Consider the following 15,948-nt stretch of genomic DNA (forward strand, 5'->3'; position numbering starts at 1 on the left):
AGGCCGCGACTTGACAGGGTCACGTGTCTATGGACTGCAAGGATCCGCGGGTGGCCGCGGACGAGACGGAAAGGCCTCGAGTGACCACTTCGACGACCAGCGGTGTGCAGGACGGCAAGGAGACCACTGCCTCCGAGGCCACGACCACGCGCACCCGCTCCACGGCAGCCAAGAAGTCGGCAGCCAAGAAGTCGGCAGCCACGAAGAGCGCCACGACCAAGGGCGCCACGACGCGGACGACCGCGACGAAGTCGGCGGCGACCAAGACCGCTGCCACGCCGACGGCCAAGAAGAAGGCGCCCCGGAAGCCCACCGCGGCCAAGACCACCGCCACGGCCAAGACCACCGCCGCGAAGAAGACCGCCACGACCGGGGGCAAGAAGGCCACCGCGTCCGCCGCCTCCGCCGAGCAGGCCGAGGACGACGAGGAGCTCGTCCAGGCGCGCGAGCGCACCGAGGCCGCGGACGCCGTCGAGGAGGACGTGGTGGCGGACGAGACCGCCACCGAAGACTCTGATGATGAGGACGCGGACGGCTCGGACGCTCCGGAGCGTCCGGCGATGGACGCGGAGGCCGTGACCGGCACGACGGCCGCCACAGGCCAGAAGGTGGCCCAGTCCAAGGGCGCGTTCGTCATGGACGACTCCGAGGACGACGCCCCGGTGCAGCAGGTGGTCGTGGCGGGCGCCACGGCGGACCCGGTGAAGGACTACCTGAAGCAGATCGGCAAGGTCGCCCTGCTCAACGCCGAGCAGGAGGTGGACCTGGCCATGCGCATCGAGGCCGGCCTCTACGCCGAGCACGTCGTGCAGCACGAGGCCTCCGACGACTACCGCGAGCGCCGGGACATCCAGCTGATCATCGCGGACGGGCGCAAGGCCAAGAACCACCTGCTCGAGGCCAACCTGCGTCTGGTGGTCTCCCTGGCCAAGCGCTACACCGGTCGCGGCATGCTGTTCCTGGACCTCATCCAGGAGGGCAACCTCGGCCTGATCCGCGCCGTCGAGAAGTTCGACTACACCAAGGGCTTCAAGTTCTCCACGTATGCCACGTGGTGGATCCGTCAGGCCATCACCCGCGCCATGGCGGACCAGGCCCGCACCATCCGCATCCCGGTGCACATGGTGGAGGTCATCAACAAGCTGGCCCGCGTGCAACGGCAGATGCTCCAGGACCTCGGCCGCGAGCCCACCCCGGAGGAGCTGGCCAAGGAGCTGGACATGACCCCGGAGAAGGTCGTGGAGGTGCAGAAGTACGGCCGCGAGCCCATCTCCCTGCACACCCCGCTCGGCGAGGACGGCGACTCCGAGTTCGGCGACCTGATCGAGGACTCCGAGGCCGTCGTGCCCGCGGACGCCGTCTCCTTCACGCTGCTCCAGGAGCAGCTGCACTCGGTGCTGGACACGCTCTCCGAGCGCGAGGCCGGTGTCGTCGCCATGCGCTTTGGCCTGACCGACGGCCAGCCCAAGACGCTGGACGAGATCGGCAAGGTCTACGGAGTGACACGAGAGCGCATCCGCCAGATCGAGTCGAAGACCATGTCCAAGCTGCGTCACCCCTCCCGCTCGCAGGTGCTCCGGGACTACCTGGACTGAGTCGCAGCGGCATGACGAAGGGCCGGACCCCCGCGGGGGTCCGGCCCTTCGTCATGCCGGGCGCGTCAGGCGCCGGCGGTGAGGCGGTCCGTCTCGTCCTGCCACAGCGCGGCCTGGGGACGCAGCGCGTCCTCGACGGCGCGGGCGTGGTGGGCGCAGAACTGGAGGGCGCCGCCCGAGTGCAGCACGGCGCGGACGTAGGCCTGCGCGCCGCAGCGGTCGCAGCGGTCGGAACGGGTGAGGGCGGCCGGCTCGGCCACGGCGGTGATGGACATGGTGTCCTCCTCGGGTCTCTCGGGGCTGGAGGGCGACGACGCCGGTGGGGCGGGTCGGTCCTCCTCTTGTCCCATGGAACAGCAAGGATGGCAGGGAACTTCCCCGCGCGCCCGCCCTCCACCCGCGTTTCGCCACCCGCGTACGCGAGGAGCCCAGCCGGGCGGCCCGCGACGTCCGGCGCGGAGCCCGGCGTGTCCGGCCCGCGGAGTAGGCTGGACCGGCCGCTGTCGTCCACCGAAAGGCCCGCCCCCGTGCCCGCGAACACCGAGTACAACGCCCGCCACCTCTCCGTGCTGGAGGGGCTCGAGGCCGTCCGCAAGCGGCCGGGCATGTACATCGGCTCCACCGATTCCCGCGGCCTCATGCACTGCCTCTGGGAGATCATCGACAACTCGGTGGACGAGGCCCTGGCCGGCTTCGGGCAGTCGATCGAGATCACCCTGCATCCGGACGGCTCCGTCGAGGTCGAGGACAACGGGCGCGGCATCCCCGTGGACGTGGAGCCGCGCACCGGCCTGTCCGGCGTCGAGGTGGTGTTCACCAAGCTCCACGCCGGCGGCAAGTTCGGCGGCGGTTCCTACGCCGCCTCGGGTGGCCTGCACGGCGTGGGCGCGTCGGTGGTCAACGCCCTGTCCTCGCGCCTGGACGTGCAGGTGCTGCGCGGGGGCAAGGTCCATCAGATGTCGTTCCGGCGCGGGGAGCCGGGCCGCTTCCAGGACGGGTCGCGCCCGTCGCCGGACGCCCCGTTCGAGCCGTCCACGGACGCCTCGCCGCTGGACGTCGTCGGGAAGGCCAAACGTGGGCAGACCGGCACGCGCGTGCGCTACTGGGCGGACGAGCAGATCTTCGTGAAGGACGCGACGTTCTCCGCCGAGGAGCTCCAGGCGCGGGCGCGCCAGACCGCCTACCTGATCCCGGGCCTGCGGATCACGGTCAAGGACCTGCGCCGCCGACCCGGCACGCCCGGCGCCGACGGCCCGGTCGAGGAGGTCTTCCAGTACGACGGCGGCATCTCCGAGTTCGTGGAGCACCTCACGCCCGCCACCCCGGTGACGGACGTGTGGCGGATCCAGGGCTCCGGCACCTTCAAGGAGCGGGTCCCGGTGCTCGGCGAGGACGGGCGCACCTCCATGCAGGATGTGCAGCGCACGTGCGAGGTGGACGTCGCCCTGCGCTGGGACGTCGGCTACGGCACCGTCTTCCGGTCCTTCGTGAACATCATCGCCACGCCCAAGGGGGGCACCCACCAGTCCGGGTTCGAGGCGGCACTGCTGAAGGTGTTCCGCGCCCAGGTCGAGGCCAACGCGCGCCGGCTCAAGGCCGGGTCGGACAAGGTGGAGAAGGACGACGTGCTGGCCGGCATGACCGCTGTCCTGACGGTGCGGCTCGCCGAGCCGCAGTTCGAGGGACAGACCAAGGAGATCCTCGGCACCTCCGCGGTGCGGCGGATCGTCTCCCAGGTGGTGGAGAAGCAGCTGACCGCCCGCCTCACCTCCACGGCCCGCGCCCAGAAGCAGCAGGTGCACACGCTGCTGGAGAAGGTCGTCGCGGAGATGAAGTCGCGCATCTCCGCGCGCACCCACAAGGAGAACCAGCGGCGCAAGAACGCCCTGGAGACCTCGACGATGCCGGCCAAGCTGGCGGACTGCCGCAGCAACGACGTCGCCTCCTCGGAGCTGTTCATCGTCGAGGGCGACTCGGCGCTCGGCACCGCCAAGCTGGCCCGGTCCTCCGACTTCCAGGCCCTGCTGCCGATCCGGGGCAAGATCCTGAACGTGCAGAAGGCCTCCGTCTCGGACATCCTGGCCAATGCCGAGTGCGCGGCGCTGATCCAGGTCGTCGGGGGCGGCGCGGGGCGCAGCTTCGACCTGGACGCGGCCCGCTACGGCAAGGTCGTGCTGATGACGGACGCGGACGTGGACGGTGCCCACATCCGCACCCTCCTGCTGACGCTCTTCTTCCGCTACATGCGGCCCATGGTCGAGGCCGGGCGCGTGTACGCGGCCGTCCCGCCGCTGCACCGGATCGAGGCGGTGACCCGCGGCGTGAAGGAACGCGAGGTCATCTACACGTACTCGGAGCAGGAGCTGCACGCGACGCTCGCCCGCCTGGAGCGGGAGGGTCGCTCGTACCGCGAGCCGATCCAGCGCTACAAGGGCCTGGGCGAGATGGACGCCGACCAGCTGGCCGAGACCACGATGGACCCGCGCCACCGCATGCTCCGCCGCGTGAACATCGCCGAGGTGGAGGCCGCCGAGCGCGTCTTCGACCTGCTCATGGGCTCCGCGGTGGCCCCGCGCAAGGACTTCATCGTCTCCCATGCCGACGAGCTGGACCGCGAGCGCATCGACGCCTGACCCCCCACTTTCGTTCGGGAAACGGCGGCCCCAGGAGCGTCGTCGTTCGGGAAACGGCGGGCACCGAGACGACGGCGCCGCAGGCCCCCGGCACGACGCTGCGGCCGCCGCCGTTCTCCGAACGAAAGCGGCGTGACCCGCGCCGTTTCCCGAACGAAAGCGGCGTGACCCGCGCCGTTTCCCGAACGAAAGCCCTGGGCGGGCGCCCGTGCCGACCGCGGCGGACGTCAGCGGTCGCGGTAGTACGCCGCGACGCGGTGCAGGCCCTCGTCGATGCTCACGGTCGGCGTCCACGCGAGGACCTCACGGGTGCGACGCTGGTCGAACCAGTGGGCGGTCGAGAGCTGCTCGGCGAGGAACTCGGTCAGCGGCGGCTCGCCGTCGTCGGAGCCCACGCCCCGGGACCGCAGCCCGAACAGGTCACGCTCCCACGCCCGCTCGATCAGGGCGCCGGCGCGCCGGGCCAGGCCCGCCGGGACGCGGCGCTCGGGCTCCGTGGCGCCGCCCGCCAGCGCGATCTGGCGGATCAGCTCGCCGACCGGTCGCGGCTCGCCGTTGGTCACCACGAGGGCCTCGCCGTGGTGCACGTCCGCCGCGGACACGGCCGCCACCACGGCTTCGACGGCGTTGGCCGTGTACAGCGTGTCGACCAGGGGAGCGCCCGTGCCGAGCACGGGCATCCGCCCGGCCCGCGCGCGCTGCACGATCCGGTCGGTGAGCTGCAGGTCCCCGGGCCCCCACATCAGGTGGGGGCGCAGCACGAGGACGCGGAAGTCGTCGCGGTCGGCGGCCAGGGCCAGACGCTCGCCGGCCGCCTTCGTGCGGGCGTAGGGTCCGCGCGCGTGCTCGGGGCTGGCGGCTCCGGCGCCCTCGCCGACGATGGAGTCGCCGGCGTGCGCCACGGAGGGGGAGGAGACGTGGACGAAGCGTCGCACGCCGTGCCGCTGCGCGGCGTGCAGGAGGATGCGCGTGCCCTCGACGTTCACGGCCTCGTACTCGTGCTTGGGGCCGGACACGGACACCTTCGCGGCCACGTGCACCACGGTGTCCGCGCCGGTCAGGGCCTCCTCGACGGCGGCCGGGTCGGTCACCGACCCGCGCACGTCCCGCGCACCGGGCACGCCCGAGGGACGCCGCTGCAGGGTGGTCACGTCGTTGTCGGCATCGGCGAGCACCCGGGCGACGCCCGCGCCCAGCAGCCCCGAGGCGCCGGTCACCAGGACGCGGCGCGACTCGAGGCGCTCGACGAGGTCGGGCATGCCGGCGGCATCGAGGCCGACGTCGTAGCCGAAGCCGCTCACAGCGCACCCACCTTCCCGCCGGCGAGCACGGCCTCCGCCCAGTCGGCCACCCGGGCGCGGTCGATCTTGGAGTTGTGCCGGATGTCCGTGGGGATCTCATCGGCCACGAGCACCGCGGCCACCGGCAGCGGCTCGAGGGCCGCGCGCACGGCGGAGGCCAGCGCGGTCGGGGCGAGGCCCTGCTTGGGCCGGCCGTCCCGGTGGTGACCCGGGCGCCGCGCCGGGCGCGTGGCCGGCACGGCCGCCTCCACGACGACGACCACGGCCTGCGTGCCCCGGGGCCCGACGCCGACGACGGCGCTGCGCCGCACCGGCCCGAGGGCGTCGACGGTCTTCTCGGGCCCGCCCGGACCGACCGGGCCCTCGGGCGTTGTGATCACGTGCTGGAGCCGACCCTCGAGCCAGACGCGGCCCTCGGCGTCGAAGTGGCCGACGTCCGCGGTGCGGTGCCAGACCCGGCCGTCCCGCCGCCACAGCCCGTCGCGCTTGCTCTGCTGGTCGGTGTGCCAGAGCGCGTCGTAGCGGTCCTTCAGGTGGGGGGCGCTGACCACGATCTCGCCGAGGACGCCGTGGCCCCGCGCGGGGTCGAGGATGACGTCCTCGGCGCTGCCGTCCTCGAGCAGCGGCGCGATGGCCAGGGACACCGTGGGCAGCGCGGAGCCCACGCAGACGCCCTCGTCGTCGGCGGCGCGCAGGCGCTGCACTTCGGCGCCGTCGATGTCCGTGAGCAGCAGCCCCTCGGTCATGCCCCACGGCGTGTGGACCCGGGCGTTCGGCATCAGGTCCGAGACCTGCCGCATCAGCTGCGGGTGCACGGGGGCGCCGGCCGAGAGCACGAGGCGCACGGCGTCGAGGGCCTCGCGCCGGGGCGCGTCGAGGCCGTCGGCGGTCGCGACCACGTTCGCCAGGGCGGCGGGGGAGGCGAACAGCACGCTCGACTGCCCGGCGATCGCGGCGTCGGCCAGCTTCTGCGCGGTGAGGGTGGCCGGCTGGGTGACGTCCATGTCCGGGGAGACGGACGCGGCGCCGAGGGCGGGTCCGAGCAGCGCGAACGGGGCGAAGCCGGCGAGCAGGGAGCCGCCCGGGCGGATGCCCAGGGTGCGGGAGATCAGCGCCACGAGGCGGCCCAGCCGCTCGTGCGTGTACACGACGCCCTTGGCCGGGCCCGTGGAGCCGGAGGTGAACAGCACCGCGGCGTCCGCGTCCAGGGCGGGCTCGGGCAGCACGGTGCCGTGCTCGTCGACGGCGTCGCCCGCGGCCGGGTCGCGGTGGCGGTCGACCATCGCGTAGAGCGAGTCGGAGACGTCGAGCAGGCGGCGCTGGGCGGCGCCCGGCTCGGTCACGGAGATCCGGGTGCCCGGCCAGGACTGGGCGCGGGCCAGCGTCAGCCCGGGGGTGCGGCCGATGATCCAGCGGGGGCGGGCCGACTTCATCGCCCGGGTCATGCCCTTGACGCCGAGGCCCTGGTCCGCCACCACGGCGACGGCGCCCACGCGCAGCACGGCGTACAGGGCCGCCGACAGGTCCCGGCCCGGCGGCACGAGCATGGCGACCCGGTCGCCCGGCCGCATGCCCGCGGCCCACAGCCCGGTGGCGATGGCCGAGACCATCTCCTGCAGCTCGCCCCAGGTGACGGCCACGGGTCGGCGGGCGGTGCCCACGAGCGAGCGGCCGGCCTGGGCGCCGGCCATGTCCACCAGCGCGGTGTACTCGCGGTGGTCCGAGCCGGGGGCGCCCCAGTCGCGGAGGTGGTCCCAGAGTCGGACCACGCCGGGCTCGCGGGCTCCGGGCTCCTCCCCGAGGTCCACCTCCAGGCCCGGGTCGGCGGCCGCGTCGGCGGTGGCGTGCGGGACGGGGCCCGGCAGCCCCGAGGCGGGGTCGGAGAGCTGGCCGCCGCGCAGCAGCTGGGCCCACTGCAGCAGGGGCGCGGTGATGTCGCGGTCGTCCACGAGCAGGTGCCCCGCCTGCTCGTAGCGGTGCACGCGCGCGTGGGGCAGGCGGTCGCGGAGGTCGTCGAGGTAGCGGTCCAGGAAGACCGGGTCGTCGGCGCCCCACAGGATGAGGGCGGGCACGTCGGTGCGACCCAGGGCGGCGAGGTCCTCGCCCACCCGCTGCAGTTCGGGATGGCTGCCGTGGCCGGGGTCGGCCGGGATGTCCGCGACGAAGCCGCCGACGCCGCCGCGTCGGGCCGCCGTGTCGTAGGGCAGGTGGTAGGCGGCCCGGGTCTCGCGGTCGAGGGCCGGGGTGGCGAGGGAGGTCGTCACGGACAGGAAGGCGTCCGTGGTGACGGTGGAGGCCGGCAGGACGGGCCCGGCGAGGGCGGCCTGCAGCGGGGCGGGGATCGGCGCCCCCTCGGGCTGGTGGACCGCGGTGTTCAGGGTCGCGACGCCGGCCACCAGCTCCGGATGACGCGCCGCCCAGCCGAGGGACACGACGCCGCCCCAGTCGTGGCCGAGCGTGATCAGCGGGTGGCCGGTGGCTGCCAGGTCGCGCAGCCCGAGAGCCGCCAGCAGGGCGTCCAGGTCGGCGATGCGGCCGCCCAGCGTGCGGTAGGTGTCGCCGGCACGGCCCATCGACGCGGCGGACGGGGAGCCCGCGTGCGCGAGGCGCTCGGAGAAGCCCATGTCTAGCTGGTCCGGCGCCACGACGCGCCACGCGGCCATGCCCCGGCGTGCCCGGCGCACGGTCTCCGCGAGCAGGGACCGCCACAGCCAGGACCACGTCGGGTTGCCGTGCAACGCCACGATCGTGCCGACGATCTCCGCCCCGGCCGCCGCGAGCACGGGACCGGTGTCCGCCACGTGCAGCGTCCGCACGGTCCCCTCCGGGTCCGCGGCGGAGCGGATCTCCACGAGGCGGGACCACGCCGGGTCCCAGCCGGGCAGTCGGTCGGCCGGCGGCAGGGCGGCGGGGGCGGCGGGGATCTGGGGCATGGCTCTGGCTCCTTCAGCTCACCATTCGATCTCGAGCATCGCGGTGTTCAGACCCGAGCCCACGCCCAGGCAGACCACCGTGTCCCCGTCCTCCAGGGCGTCCATCTCCCGCACGAGGGTGATGGGCAGCGACGCCGGGCCGACGTTGCCCAGCGTGGGGAACGTCGTCGGGATGCGCGCCGGGTCCAGGTGGGCGGACTCCGCGATCGCGTCGGTGTGCATCTGCGAGACCTGGTGGGTGATGAACCGGTCGGCCTCCGGCCACGCCCACTCCGCCGGGACGTCGTGCCACGCGTCCATCACGAGCTCGAGACCGTCCTTGAGCAGGGCGGTGGAGTCGGTGTACATGCCGTGGTGGTCGCCCACGCACAGGCCGTGGTGGTCGGTGCCGGCGCGGGTGATCCCGCGGACGATCCGGTGGGCGTCCGGATGGTCCTCGATGCGGCCGACGACGGCGGCGGCGGCCCCGGAGCCCAGCGTCAGGGACGCGAACTGCTCCATGAAGTTGCCGCGGTGCGTGGTCTCGGCGTGCAGGTTGGCCACGGTGGCGGCCTGCACCTTCGAGGCGTCCTCGGCGGCGACCACGACCGCGTAGTCGATCTGGCCGGCGTCCACCAGGGTGGAGGCGAGCATGAGGCCGTTGACGAACCCGAGGCACGCGTTCGTGATGTCGAAGTTGGTGGCCGAGGTCGGCAGCCCCATGAGGTGGTGGATCCGCACGGCCACGGAGGGCTCGAGCGTGGCCCGGGTGACCGACGTGTTCACGAGCAGGCCCACCCGCTCCCGGGGGACGCCGGCCTGCTCCAGGGCCGCGACGCCGGCGCGGGCGGCGGCCTCCTGGAAGTCCTCGGTCTCGTCCCAGTTCCGTCGGCTGCGCACACCGGCCACCCGCTCCAGGAGGGAGCCGGGCAGGCGCAGGCGGGTGAGCACCTCCGCCAGCTGGTCGTCGAGGTCCTGCGAGGTGACTTCGACGGGGGCCTCCACCTCGGTGACCGCCAGGAGGGCGGCGCGGGAGTACTCGTAGCTGGCGTTGCCGGACACGTTCGTCACCAGGACCAATCTGCGGGGGGTCGGGGAGGGGGCGCTCACCTGCGGTGAGACGACAGCCCACTGTATCGGAGGGGTCGGGCGGGGCGCCCATCGGGGGCGTCGATCGGCCCGAGGCGAACAGGGTCGCCCCGGGCCGGGCCAGTCCGCGGACACGGTCAGGGCGTCGTCGGCCCGGCGCCGTCCGGCGATGTCACGACGTCCGACTGAGACGTCCGACTGACTAGGGTGGTGGTATCCAGCGACCGCGTTGTCGCGGTCGAACGCCTGTCTCAGGAGCGCAGCCTCGTGGATCCCCTCGAACTCGCACGGTGGCAGTTCGGCATCACCACCGTCTACCACTTCCTCATGGTCCCGCTGACCATCGGACTCGGCCTCGTCGTCGCCGTCCTGCAGACCCTCTGGGTCGCCACGGGCAAGGACCACTACCTGCGGATGACGAAGTTCTGGGGAAAGCTGTTCCTGATCAACTTCATCATGGGCGTGGCCACCGGGCTGGTGCAGGAGTTCCAGTTCGGCATGGCCTGGTCGGAGTACTCCCGGTTCGTCGGGGACGTCTTCGGGGCGCCGCTGGCCCTCGAGGCGCTCATCGCGTTCTTCCTGGAATCGGTGTTCCTGGGCATCTGGATCTTCGGCTGGGACCGGATCCCGCGCAGACTCCACCTGGCCGCCCTGTGGTGCGCGGTGCTGGGGATCAACCTCTCGGCCTACTTCATCATGGTGGCCAACGGCTTCATGCAGCACCCGGTGGGCTATGAGGTCGTCGACGGCCGCCCGGTGCTCAACGACCTCGGCGCCGTGCTGACCAACCCGATCGTCCTCACCCACTACCCGCACACCATCTTCGGCTCCTGGGCCGTGGCCGGCGGCTTCCTCGTGGGGATCGCCTGGTACCACCTGTGGAAGCGCCGCCGGGACGGCATCGACGTCGTGGACGAGGCGGGCCTGGTCGTCGTCGGCGACGCCGGCACCGCCGCCCGGGACCGCACCGACCACCGCGTCTGGCTCACCTCGCTGCGCGCCGGGGCGGCCGTCGCCCTGATCGGCTTCGTCGGCACCGCATTCTCCGGCCATGCCCAGGCCCAGCAGATGATCCACTTCCAGCCCACCAAGATGGCCGCCGCGGAGGCCGCCTGCCACGACGGCACCGCGTTCTCCGTGCTCACCCTCGGCGATGTGCGCTCGGGTGGAGCGACCACCTGCGAGGACGTCCAGGGCGTGATCGAGGTGCCGGGCCTGCTCTCCTACCTCGCGTACGAGGACTTCACCACGCCGGTGCGCGGCATCAACACCCTGCTGCCGGAGTTCGAGCAGAAGTACGGCACGCACCTGCCCGACTCCGAGCTCTACGGCGACCGCGCCGGCAGCGAGATCTCCTATCTGCCGCTGATGGAGGTCACCTACTGGGGCTTCCGGCTCATGATCCTCTTCGGCGGACTCGGTGCGCTCGCGGCACTGGGCGCGCTGTGGTTCTCCCGCCGCGGCACCGTCCCGGCCTCCCGCGGCTGGATGCGCCTGGCCGTGGCCTCGATCGGCGCGCCGTTCGCGGCGAACATGACCGGCTGGGTGTTCACCGAGATGGGCCGGCAGCCGTTCGTGGTGTACCCGAACCCGGCGATGGGCGTGGATCAGGTGTACATGTTCACCGCCGCCGCCGTCTCGCCCGGGGTCACGGGTGAGGAGGTCCTGGTGTCCCTGATCGTCCTGGTCGGGATCTACGCGGTGCTGCTGGGCGTCGAGGTCTTCCTGCTGACCCGGTTCGTCCGCGGCGGCGTCCCGGCCGCCATGCCGGAGCTCACCGCCGCCGAGCACTCCGACGAGCAGGAGCGCGACCGCGACGACGTGCTCGCGTTCGCCTACTGACCCGCCCGCAGAGAGGACAGCACGACCATGGCTGAGATCCTTCCCGTCTACTGGTACGTCATCATCGCCGTGCTCTGGCTCGGCTACCTGGCCCTCGAGGGCTTCGACCTCGGGGTCGGCATGCTCGTGCGCTTCTGGGCGCGGGACGAGCCACGACGCCGGGTGCTGCTGAACATCATCGGCCCCGTCTGGGAGGGCAACGAGGTGTGGCTGATCACCGCCGTCGGAGCCATGTTCGCGGCCTTCCCGTTCTGGTACGCGGCGGTGTTCTCCACCCTGTACCTGCCGATGCTCGTGATGCTGTTCGGTCTGATCCTGCGGGCGGTGTCCATCGAGTACCGCGGCAAGGCCGCCACCGACGCCGGCCGGGAGATCTGGACCTGGACCCTGGGCATCGGCTCCTTCCTGGCGGCCTTCATGGCCGGCGTGCTGCTCGTGCTGACCACGACCGGCCTGCCGCTGGATGCCAACGGGGACCGGGTGGGCGGCCCCTTCGTGTGGGTCACCGGCCCGGCCCTGCTCGGTGGTCTGGCCGTGGTGGGCTTCTCCCTCGCGCAGGCGTGGGCGTTCATCGGTCTGAAGACCGACGGCGTCCCCCGCCGGTCGGCGGCCCGCTTCCTGTCCACGTGGACCCCGCTGGCCGTGCTGCCGCTGCTGGTCTGGGCCGGGCTCGTGGTGGCCCGCGGCGACCGGCCGTGGACCTGGGCGCTGCTGGTGCTGGCCGTCGTGGCGGTGGCCGCGTCGGTGGTGGCCGCCCGGGCCGGCCGCGAGGGCCTGGCCTTCACGTCCCTGACGCTCTTTCTGGTGCTGGCGTGGACGGCGCTCATGGTCACCCAGTACCCGGTGGTGCTGCCCTCCACGGTGGACCCGCAGTTCAGCCTCACCGCTCAGCTGGCCTCCTCCGGTCCCTACACCCTGGGCCTGATGGCCGTGATCTCCCTGATCTTCGTGCCCATCGTGCTGGCCTACACGGGGTGGTCCTACTGGATGTTCCGCCGCCGTCTGGCCGACACCCACATCCCGGAGGCCCACCTGGTGGAGCCGCTGTGAGCCCCAGCCGCCCCGCCGCCCCGGCCGTCGAGCGCTCCGCCTCGGCGGCCGGGCCGCATCCGGGCAGGACCCGTCGGGCCCGGCCCCCGATGACCCCGGCGGCACGTCGCGCCCTGCCGGCCCTGCTGGCCCTTGCCGTGCTGCGCGCGCTCGGCTGGATCCTGCTCGCCGAATCCCTGGCCCGGCTGATCACCGGCCTGGCGATGACCCTGGACCCCGAGGACTCCGCCCGGCTGCTGGAGCTGCTGTTCCACCCGCCGGCCCCCGTGGGCCCTGTGCCCGCCGCGCAGACCCTGAGTGGCCCCGTGCTGCTCGGGGCGGCCGGGGTGGCCCTGCGTGCCCTGGCGGAGGCGGGGCAGCGCGTGGTGGGCCGCCGTGCCGCGCTGGGGGCCCAGCAGCAGGTGCGGGCCGCCGTCGTCGCCCAACGGCTGGCCGCCGCCGACGGCGGACGCCCCCGTTCCGGCGCCGATGCCGTCCTGGTCACCCACGGCCTGAAGAGCCTGGACGACCACTACACCGAAGCCCTGCCCGCGCTGGCCGCCACCGCCGTGGTCCCGGCGGCCCTGGGCGTGTGGATCCTCACCCACGACCTCGTCTCCGCCGTGGTGGCCGCCATCACCCTGCCACTGGTTCCCCTGTTCATGATCCTGGTGGGCCGCCACACCCAGGAGCGCATCGACGCAGCCCAGGACGGGCTCAACCGGCTGGCCGGGCACCTGCTGGAGCTCGCCCGCGGCCTGCCGGTGCTCGTCGGACTCCACCGGGCCGGCGTCCAGCGCCGCGCTCTGCAGGAGGTCTCCCAGCGGCACCACGCGGCCACGATGGTCACGCTGCGCACCGCATTCCTCTCCGGCCTCGCCCTCGAGCTGATCGCCTCCCTGTCCGTGGCCGTCATGGCGGTGTTCATCGGACTGCGCCTGGTGAACGGGCAGATGACGCTTCTCGACGGCCTGGTGGTCCTCATCCTCGCCGCCGAGGTCTACCTGCCGCTGCGCGAGGTCGGCGCGGCCTACCACGCCTCCGAGGACGGCCGCGAGGCCGAGTCCCGCGCCCGGGCCGCGGCCGACGCCCCCGTCCCGGCTCCCGTGCTCGAGACGCTCGCGCCGGCCTCCGGGCCGGACCGGGACGGCGGCGTCGTGATTCGGGACCTGAGCGTTCGGCTGGCCGGACGGCAGGTGCTCGGGGGGCTCGACCTCAGCGCGCTCCCGGGTCGCCTGACCGCGCTGGCCGGGCCCTCCGGCACCGGCAAGTCCACCGTCCTGCGTCTGCTGGCCGGCCTGCTGCGCCAGGACGCCGCCGAGGCCACCGGCCGGGTCGCCGGAGTCGACACGGAACGCACCCTCTGGATCGGGCAGCACCCCGTGCTGACCGAGCGCACGGTCGCCGGCGAACTGGACCTGGCCGCCGGGGGTGCGCTGCCCGGTCCCGTTCGCTCCGCCGTGCTGGCCGCCGTGGCGCTCGAGGGTCTCCAGGAGCGGGACCCGGCCGATCTGAGTCCGGGGGAGTGCCGGCGGGTCGCGGTCGCCCGCCTCCTGGCCCGCCTGCACGCCGCGGACGGGACCGGCCCGTGGCTCGTACTCCTGGACGAGCCCACCGCCCACCTGGACGGCGCCGTCGCCGCCGTCGTCGTCGAGACCCTCGCGGCCTTGCCCTCCGGTGCGGTGCCCGGGCTGAGCACGCCGCAGTGCACCGTGCTGGCCGCCTCCCACGATCCCACCCTGCTGACGGCCGCCGACGCCCTCGTCCGGCTGGCCCCCGGCGCCGGTCCGACCGCCGGATCCCCGGCCACGGCTATGCCGGTCGCCGCCGCCCAGGGGCGTGCGCGGCCGGAGCCGGTCACCCCGCGACAGGTCTCGCTGCGGGCCGGACTGCGGCTGCTGCCGTGGCGGCAACCGAAGCTCTGGGCCGGCATCGGCTGGGCCGCCGGGACCCACGTGTCCGCGGCACTGCTGGCGGCACTGTCCGGCTGGCTGATCGTCACCGCCTCGACGCGGCCGCCGGTGCTCTACCTGCTGGCCGTGATCGTGCTGGTGCGCGGGTTCGGCCTGTCCCGGGCCGTGTTCCGCTACCTGGACCGGCTGACCACCCACGACGCCGTGTTCGGCTGGGCCACGGAGCTGCGGCTGCGCCTGTGGGACGCGCTGGGCCGTCAACCCCGGCTGTGGGGGCGGGTGGGCCGGACCGACGGCGCCCTGTCCCTGTTGGTCTCGGACGTGGACGCCTTTCGGGACGCGGTGCCCCGGGTGCTCGTGCCTGCCCCGGCGGCCCTGCTCGCCTGGCTGGCCACCGCCGCCCTGACCTGGGCGTTGGCCCCGGAGCTGGCGGTCGTGGCCCTGGTGCCCGGGGCGGTCGCCCTGGTGGTGATCCCCGCGCTGGTCGCCGTCCTGGACCGCCGCCAGACCGCGGCCCAGGTGCGCGGGCAGGGCGCGCTCGTCGACCGTGTGGCCGCCGTGCTGAACGCGGCCGGGGACCTGCGCGGGCTGGGGCTGACCGAGCCTGCGCTGAGGGGACTGGCGGTGCTGGACGACCGGCTGCAGCGTCCCCGCCGTCGGGCCGCGTGGGCCGCCGGCGGGGGCCGGGCGCTGGCGGTCGCGGCCTCCGGGGGGATCGCGGTGGCCGCGGCGGCCGCGGCGGCCCACACCGGCACCTCAGCGCCGGTCGCGGCCCTGGTGGTGCTGCTCGCACTCTCCTGGGCCGAGCCCTATGGGGCGCTGGCCGCCGCCGCCCAGCACTGGGGCACCCTGGCGGATCGGGCGCGGGCGACCGGCGAGCTGCTCGGCCCGGAGGAGGGCGGAGCTGCCGCGGCGCCGCCTGAGCCGGCGGAGGCCGCAGAATCGGCGGCGCCGCCGGAGGGGCCGGTGTGTCGCCTGCGTCTGTCGGAGGCCGCCTTCGCCCACCCCGGTGCGGCCCCGCTGTGGACCGACCTGGAGCTCGACCTGGCCCCCGGGGACGTCGCCGTCGTCACCGGGCCCTCCGGGTCCGGGAAGTCGACCCTGCTGGCCGTGCTGCTGGGCTTCCTGCCCCTGACCGCCGGCCGGTACACGCTCGGGACCTCGCCCCCGACGCCCCAGTCGGACCCGGCCCGCCCGGACGCGACGGCGCTGGCCCGGGTCGCCTGGACCCCGCAGGACGCCCTGATCTTCGACTCCACGGCGCGCGGCAATCTCGCCCTGGCCCGCGGCGTCGCGGACGCCCCGTCCGACGCAGAGCTCACCGCCGTGCTCGAGCTGGTGGGACTGGGTCCGTGGCTGGCCGCCGCACCGCAGGGCCTGGACACGCGCGTCGGCCCAGGCGGGCAGCGGCTCTCAGGCGGGCAGCGTCAACGCCTGGCCGTGGCCCGGGCACTCGTGGCCCGCGCCGATGTCGTGCTGCTGGACGAGCCGACCGCACACGTGGACGCCGACGAGGCACGCGCCCTCATGAGGGATCTGCGCCAGGCCCTGACGGACAGGATCGTCGTGGTCGTCACCCATGACGGCAGGCTGTTGGAGGACGGCGACGTCCCGGTGCGGATCGGCCGCTAAGG

At 73.9% G+C, this 15,948-nt stretch carries 9 protein-coding genes; 5 read left to right on the plus strand and 4 right to left on the minus strand.

Translation table 11 applies throughout. The annotated features are described in order from the left end of the window. The first annotated feature begins 29 nt into the window (after window positions 1–29). Window positions 30–1,595: an RNA polymerase sigma factor gene (locus G6R13_RS07370; RefSeq protein ID WP_275898398.1), complete on the plus strand. Its 1,566-nt coding sequence runs from the start codon at window positions 30–32 to the stop codon at window positions 1,593–1,595. Window positions 1,596–1,660: 65 nt separating this feature from the next. On the opposite strand, the gene G6R13_RS07375 is transcribed toward G6R13_RS07370, so the two are convergent. Further along, entirely contained in the window at window positions 1,661–1,870 is a 210-nt protein-coding gene (locus G6R13_RS07375; RefSeq protein ID WP_002858172.1) for a hypothetical protein, read from the minus strand. Between the two features lie 252 nt (window positions 1,871–2,122). On the opposite strand from G6R13_RS07375, the gene G6R13_RS07380 reads away from it, so the two are divergent. After that, window positions 2,123–4,228, plus strand: a complete 2,106-nt coding sequence (locus G6R13_RS07380; protein WP_073116530.1) for a DNA topoisomerase IV subunit B — start codon at window positions 2,123–2,125, stop codon at window positions 4,226–4,228. 227 nt (window positions 4,229–4,455) lie between these two features. Here G6R13_RS07380 and G6R13_RS07385 read toward each other — a convergent pair whose 3' ends face one another. Genes G6R13_RS07385 through G6R13_RS07395 form a run of 3 tightly spaced genes read right to left on the minus strand, consistent with a single transcriptional unit; the run spans window position 4,456 to window position 9,512 of the window. After that, window positions 4,456–5,529, minus strand: coding sequence for an NAD-dependent epimerase/dehydratase family protein (locus G6R13_RS07385; RefSeq protein WP_073116527.1), 1,074 nt, complete (start codon window positions 5,527–5,529; stop codon window positions 4,456–4,458). Further along, the gene (locus tag G6R13_RS07390) at window positions 5,526–8,462 is read right to left on the minus strand and encodes an alpha/beta fold hydrolase (protein ID WP_073116525.1); all 2,937 of its coding nucleotides are present in this window, start codon (window positions 8,460–8,462) and stop codon (window positions 5,526–5,528) included. The genes G6R13_RS07385 and G6R13_RS07390 overlap by 4 nt, the downstream gene beginning before the upstream one ends. Window positions 8,463–8,480: 18 nt before the next feature. Continuing rightward, window positions 8,481–9,512: a 3-oxoacyl-ACP synthase III gene (locus G6R13_RS07395; RefSeq protein WP_002858168.1), complete on the minus strand. Its 1,032-nt coding sequence runs from the start codon at window positions 9,510–9,512 to the stop codon at window positions 8,481–8,483. Between the two features lie 285 nt (window positions 9,513–9,797). Here G6R13_RS07395 and G6R13_RS07400 point away from each other — a divergent pair, with 285 nt between their 5' ends. Genes G6R13_RS07400 through cydC form a run of 3 tightly spaced genes read left to right on the plus strand, consistent with a single transcriptional unit; the run spans window position 9,798 to window position 15,946 of the window. Further along, window positions 9,798–11,372: a cytochrome ubiquinol oxidase subunit I gene (locus G6R13_RS07400; protein ID WP_069941359.1), complete on the plus strand. Its 1,575-nt coding sequence runs from the start codon at window positions 9,798–9,800 to the stop codon at window positions 11,370–11,372. A 27-nt stretch (window positions 11,373–11,399) separates the two neighbouring features. Then, on the plus strand, window positions 11,400–12,422 hold the full coding sequence (gene cydB, locus G6R13_RS07405) for a cytochrome d ubiquinol oxidase subunit II (RefSeq protein WP_069941358.1): 1,023 nt from the start codon (window positions 11,400–11,402) through the stop codon (window positions 12,420–12,422). Further along, window positions 12,419–15,946 (plus strand): thiol reductant ABC exporter subunit CydC, encoded by a 3,528-nt coding sequence (cydC, locus tag G6R13_RS07410; RefSeq protein ID WP_144820219.1) that lies wholly within the window; start codon window positions 12,419–12,421, stop codon window positions 15,944–15,946. Before cydB ends, cydC begins: the two co-directional genes overlap by 4 nt. The last annotated feature ends 2 nt before the right edge of the window (window positions 15,947–15,948 follow it).

This window comes from Micrococcus sp. Alg238-R198, from assembly GCF_900537135.1.
Classification (GTDB): domain Bacteria; phylum Actinomycetota; class Actinomycetes; order Actinomycetales; family Micrococcaceae; genus Micrococcus; species Micrococcus luteus.

Bases quoted from the DNA above. Each gene is read 5' to 3' on its own strand.
- G6R13_RS07370 (WP_275898398.1), top strand. From the start codon at position 30: ATGGACTGCAAGGATCCGCGGGTGGCCGCGGACGAGACGGAAAGGCCT.
- cydB (WP_069941358.1), top strand. From the start codon at position 11,400: ATGGCTGAGATCCTTCCCGTCTACTGGTACGTCATCATCGCCGTGCTC.
- G6R13_RS07390 (WP_073116525.1), bottom strand. From the start codon at position 8,462: ATGCCCCAGATCCCCGCCGCCCCCGCCGCCCTGCCGCCGGCCGACCGA.
- G6R13_RS07375 (WP_002858172.1), bottom strand. From the start codon at position 1,870: ATGTCCATCACCGCCGTGGCCGAGCCGGCCGCCCTCACCCGTTCCGAC.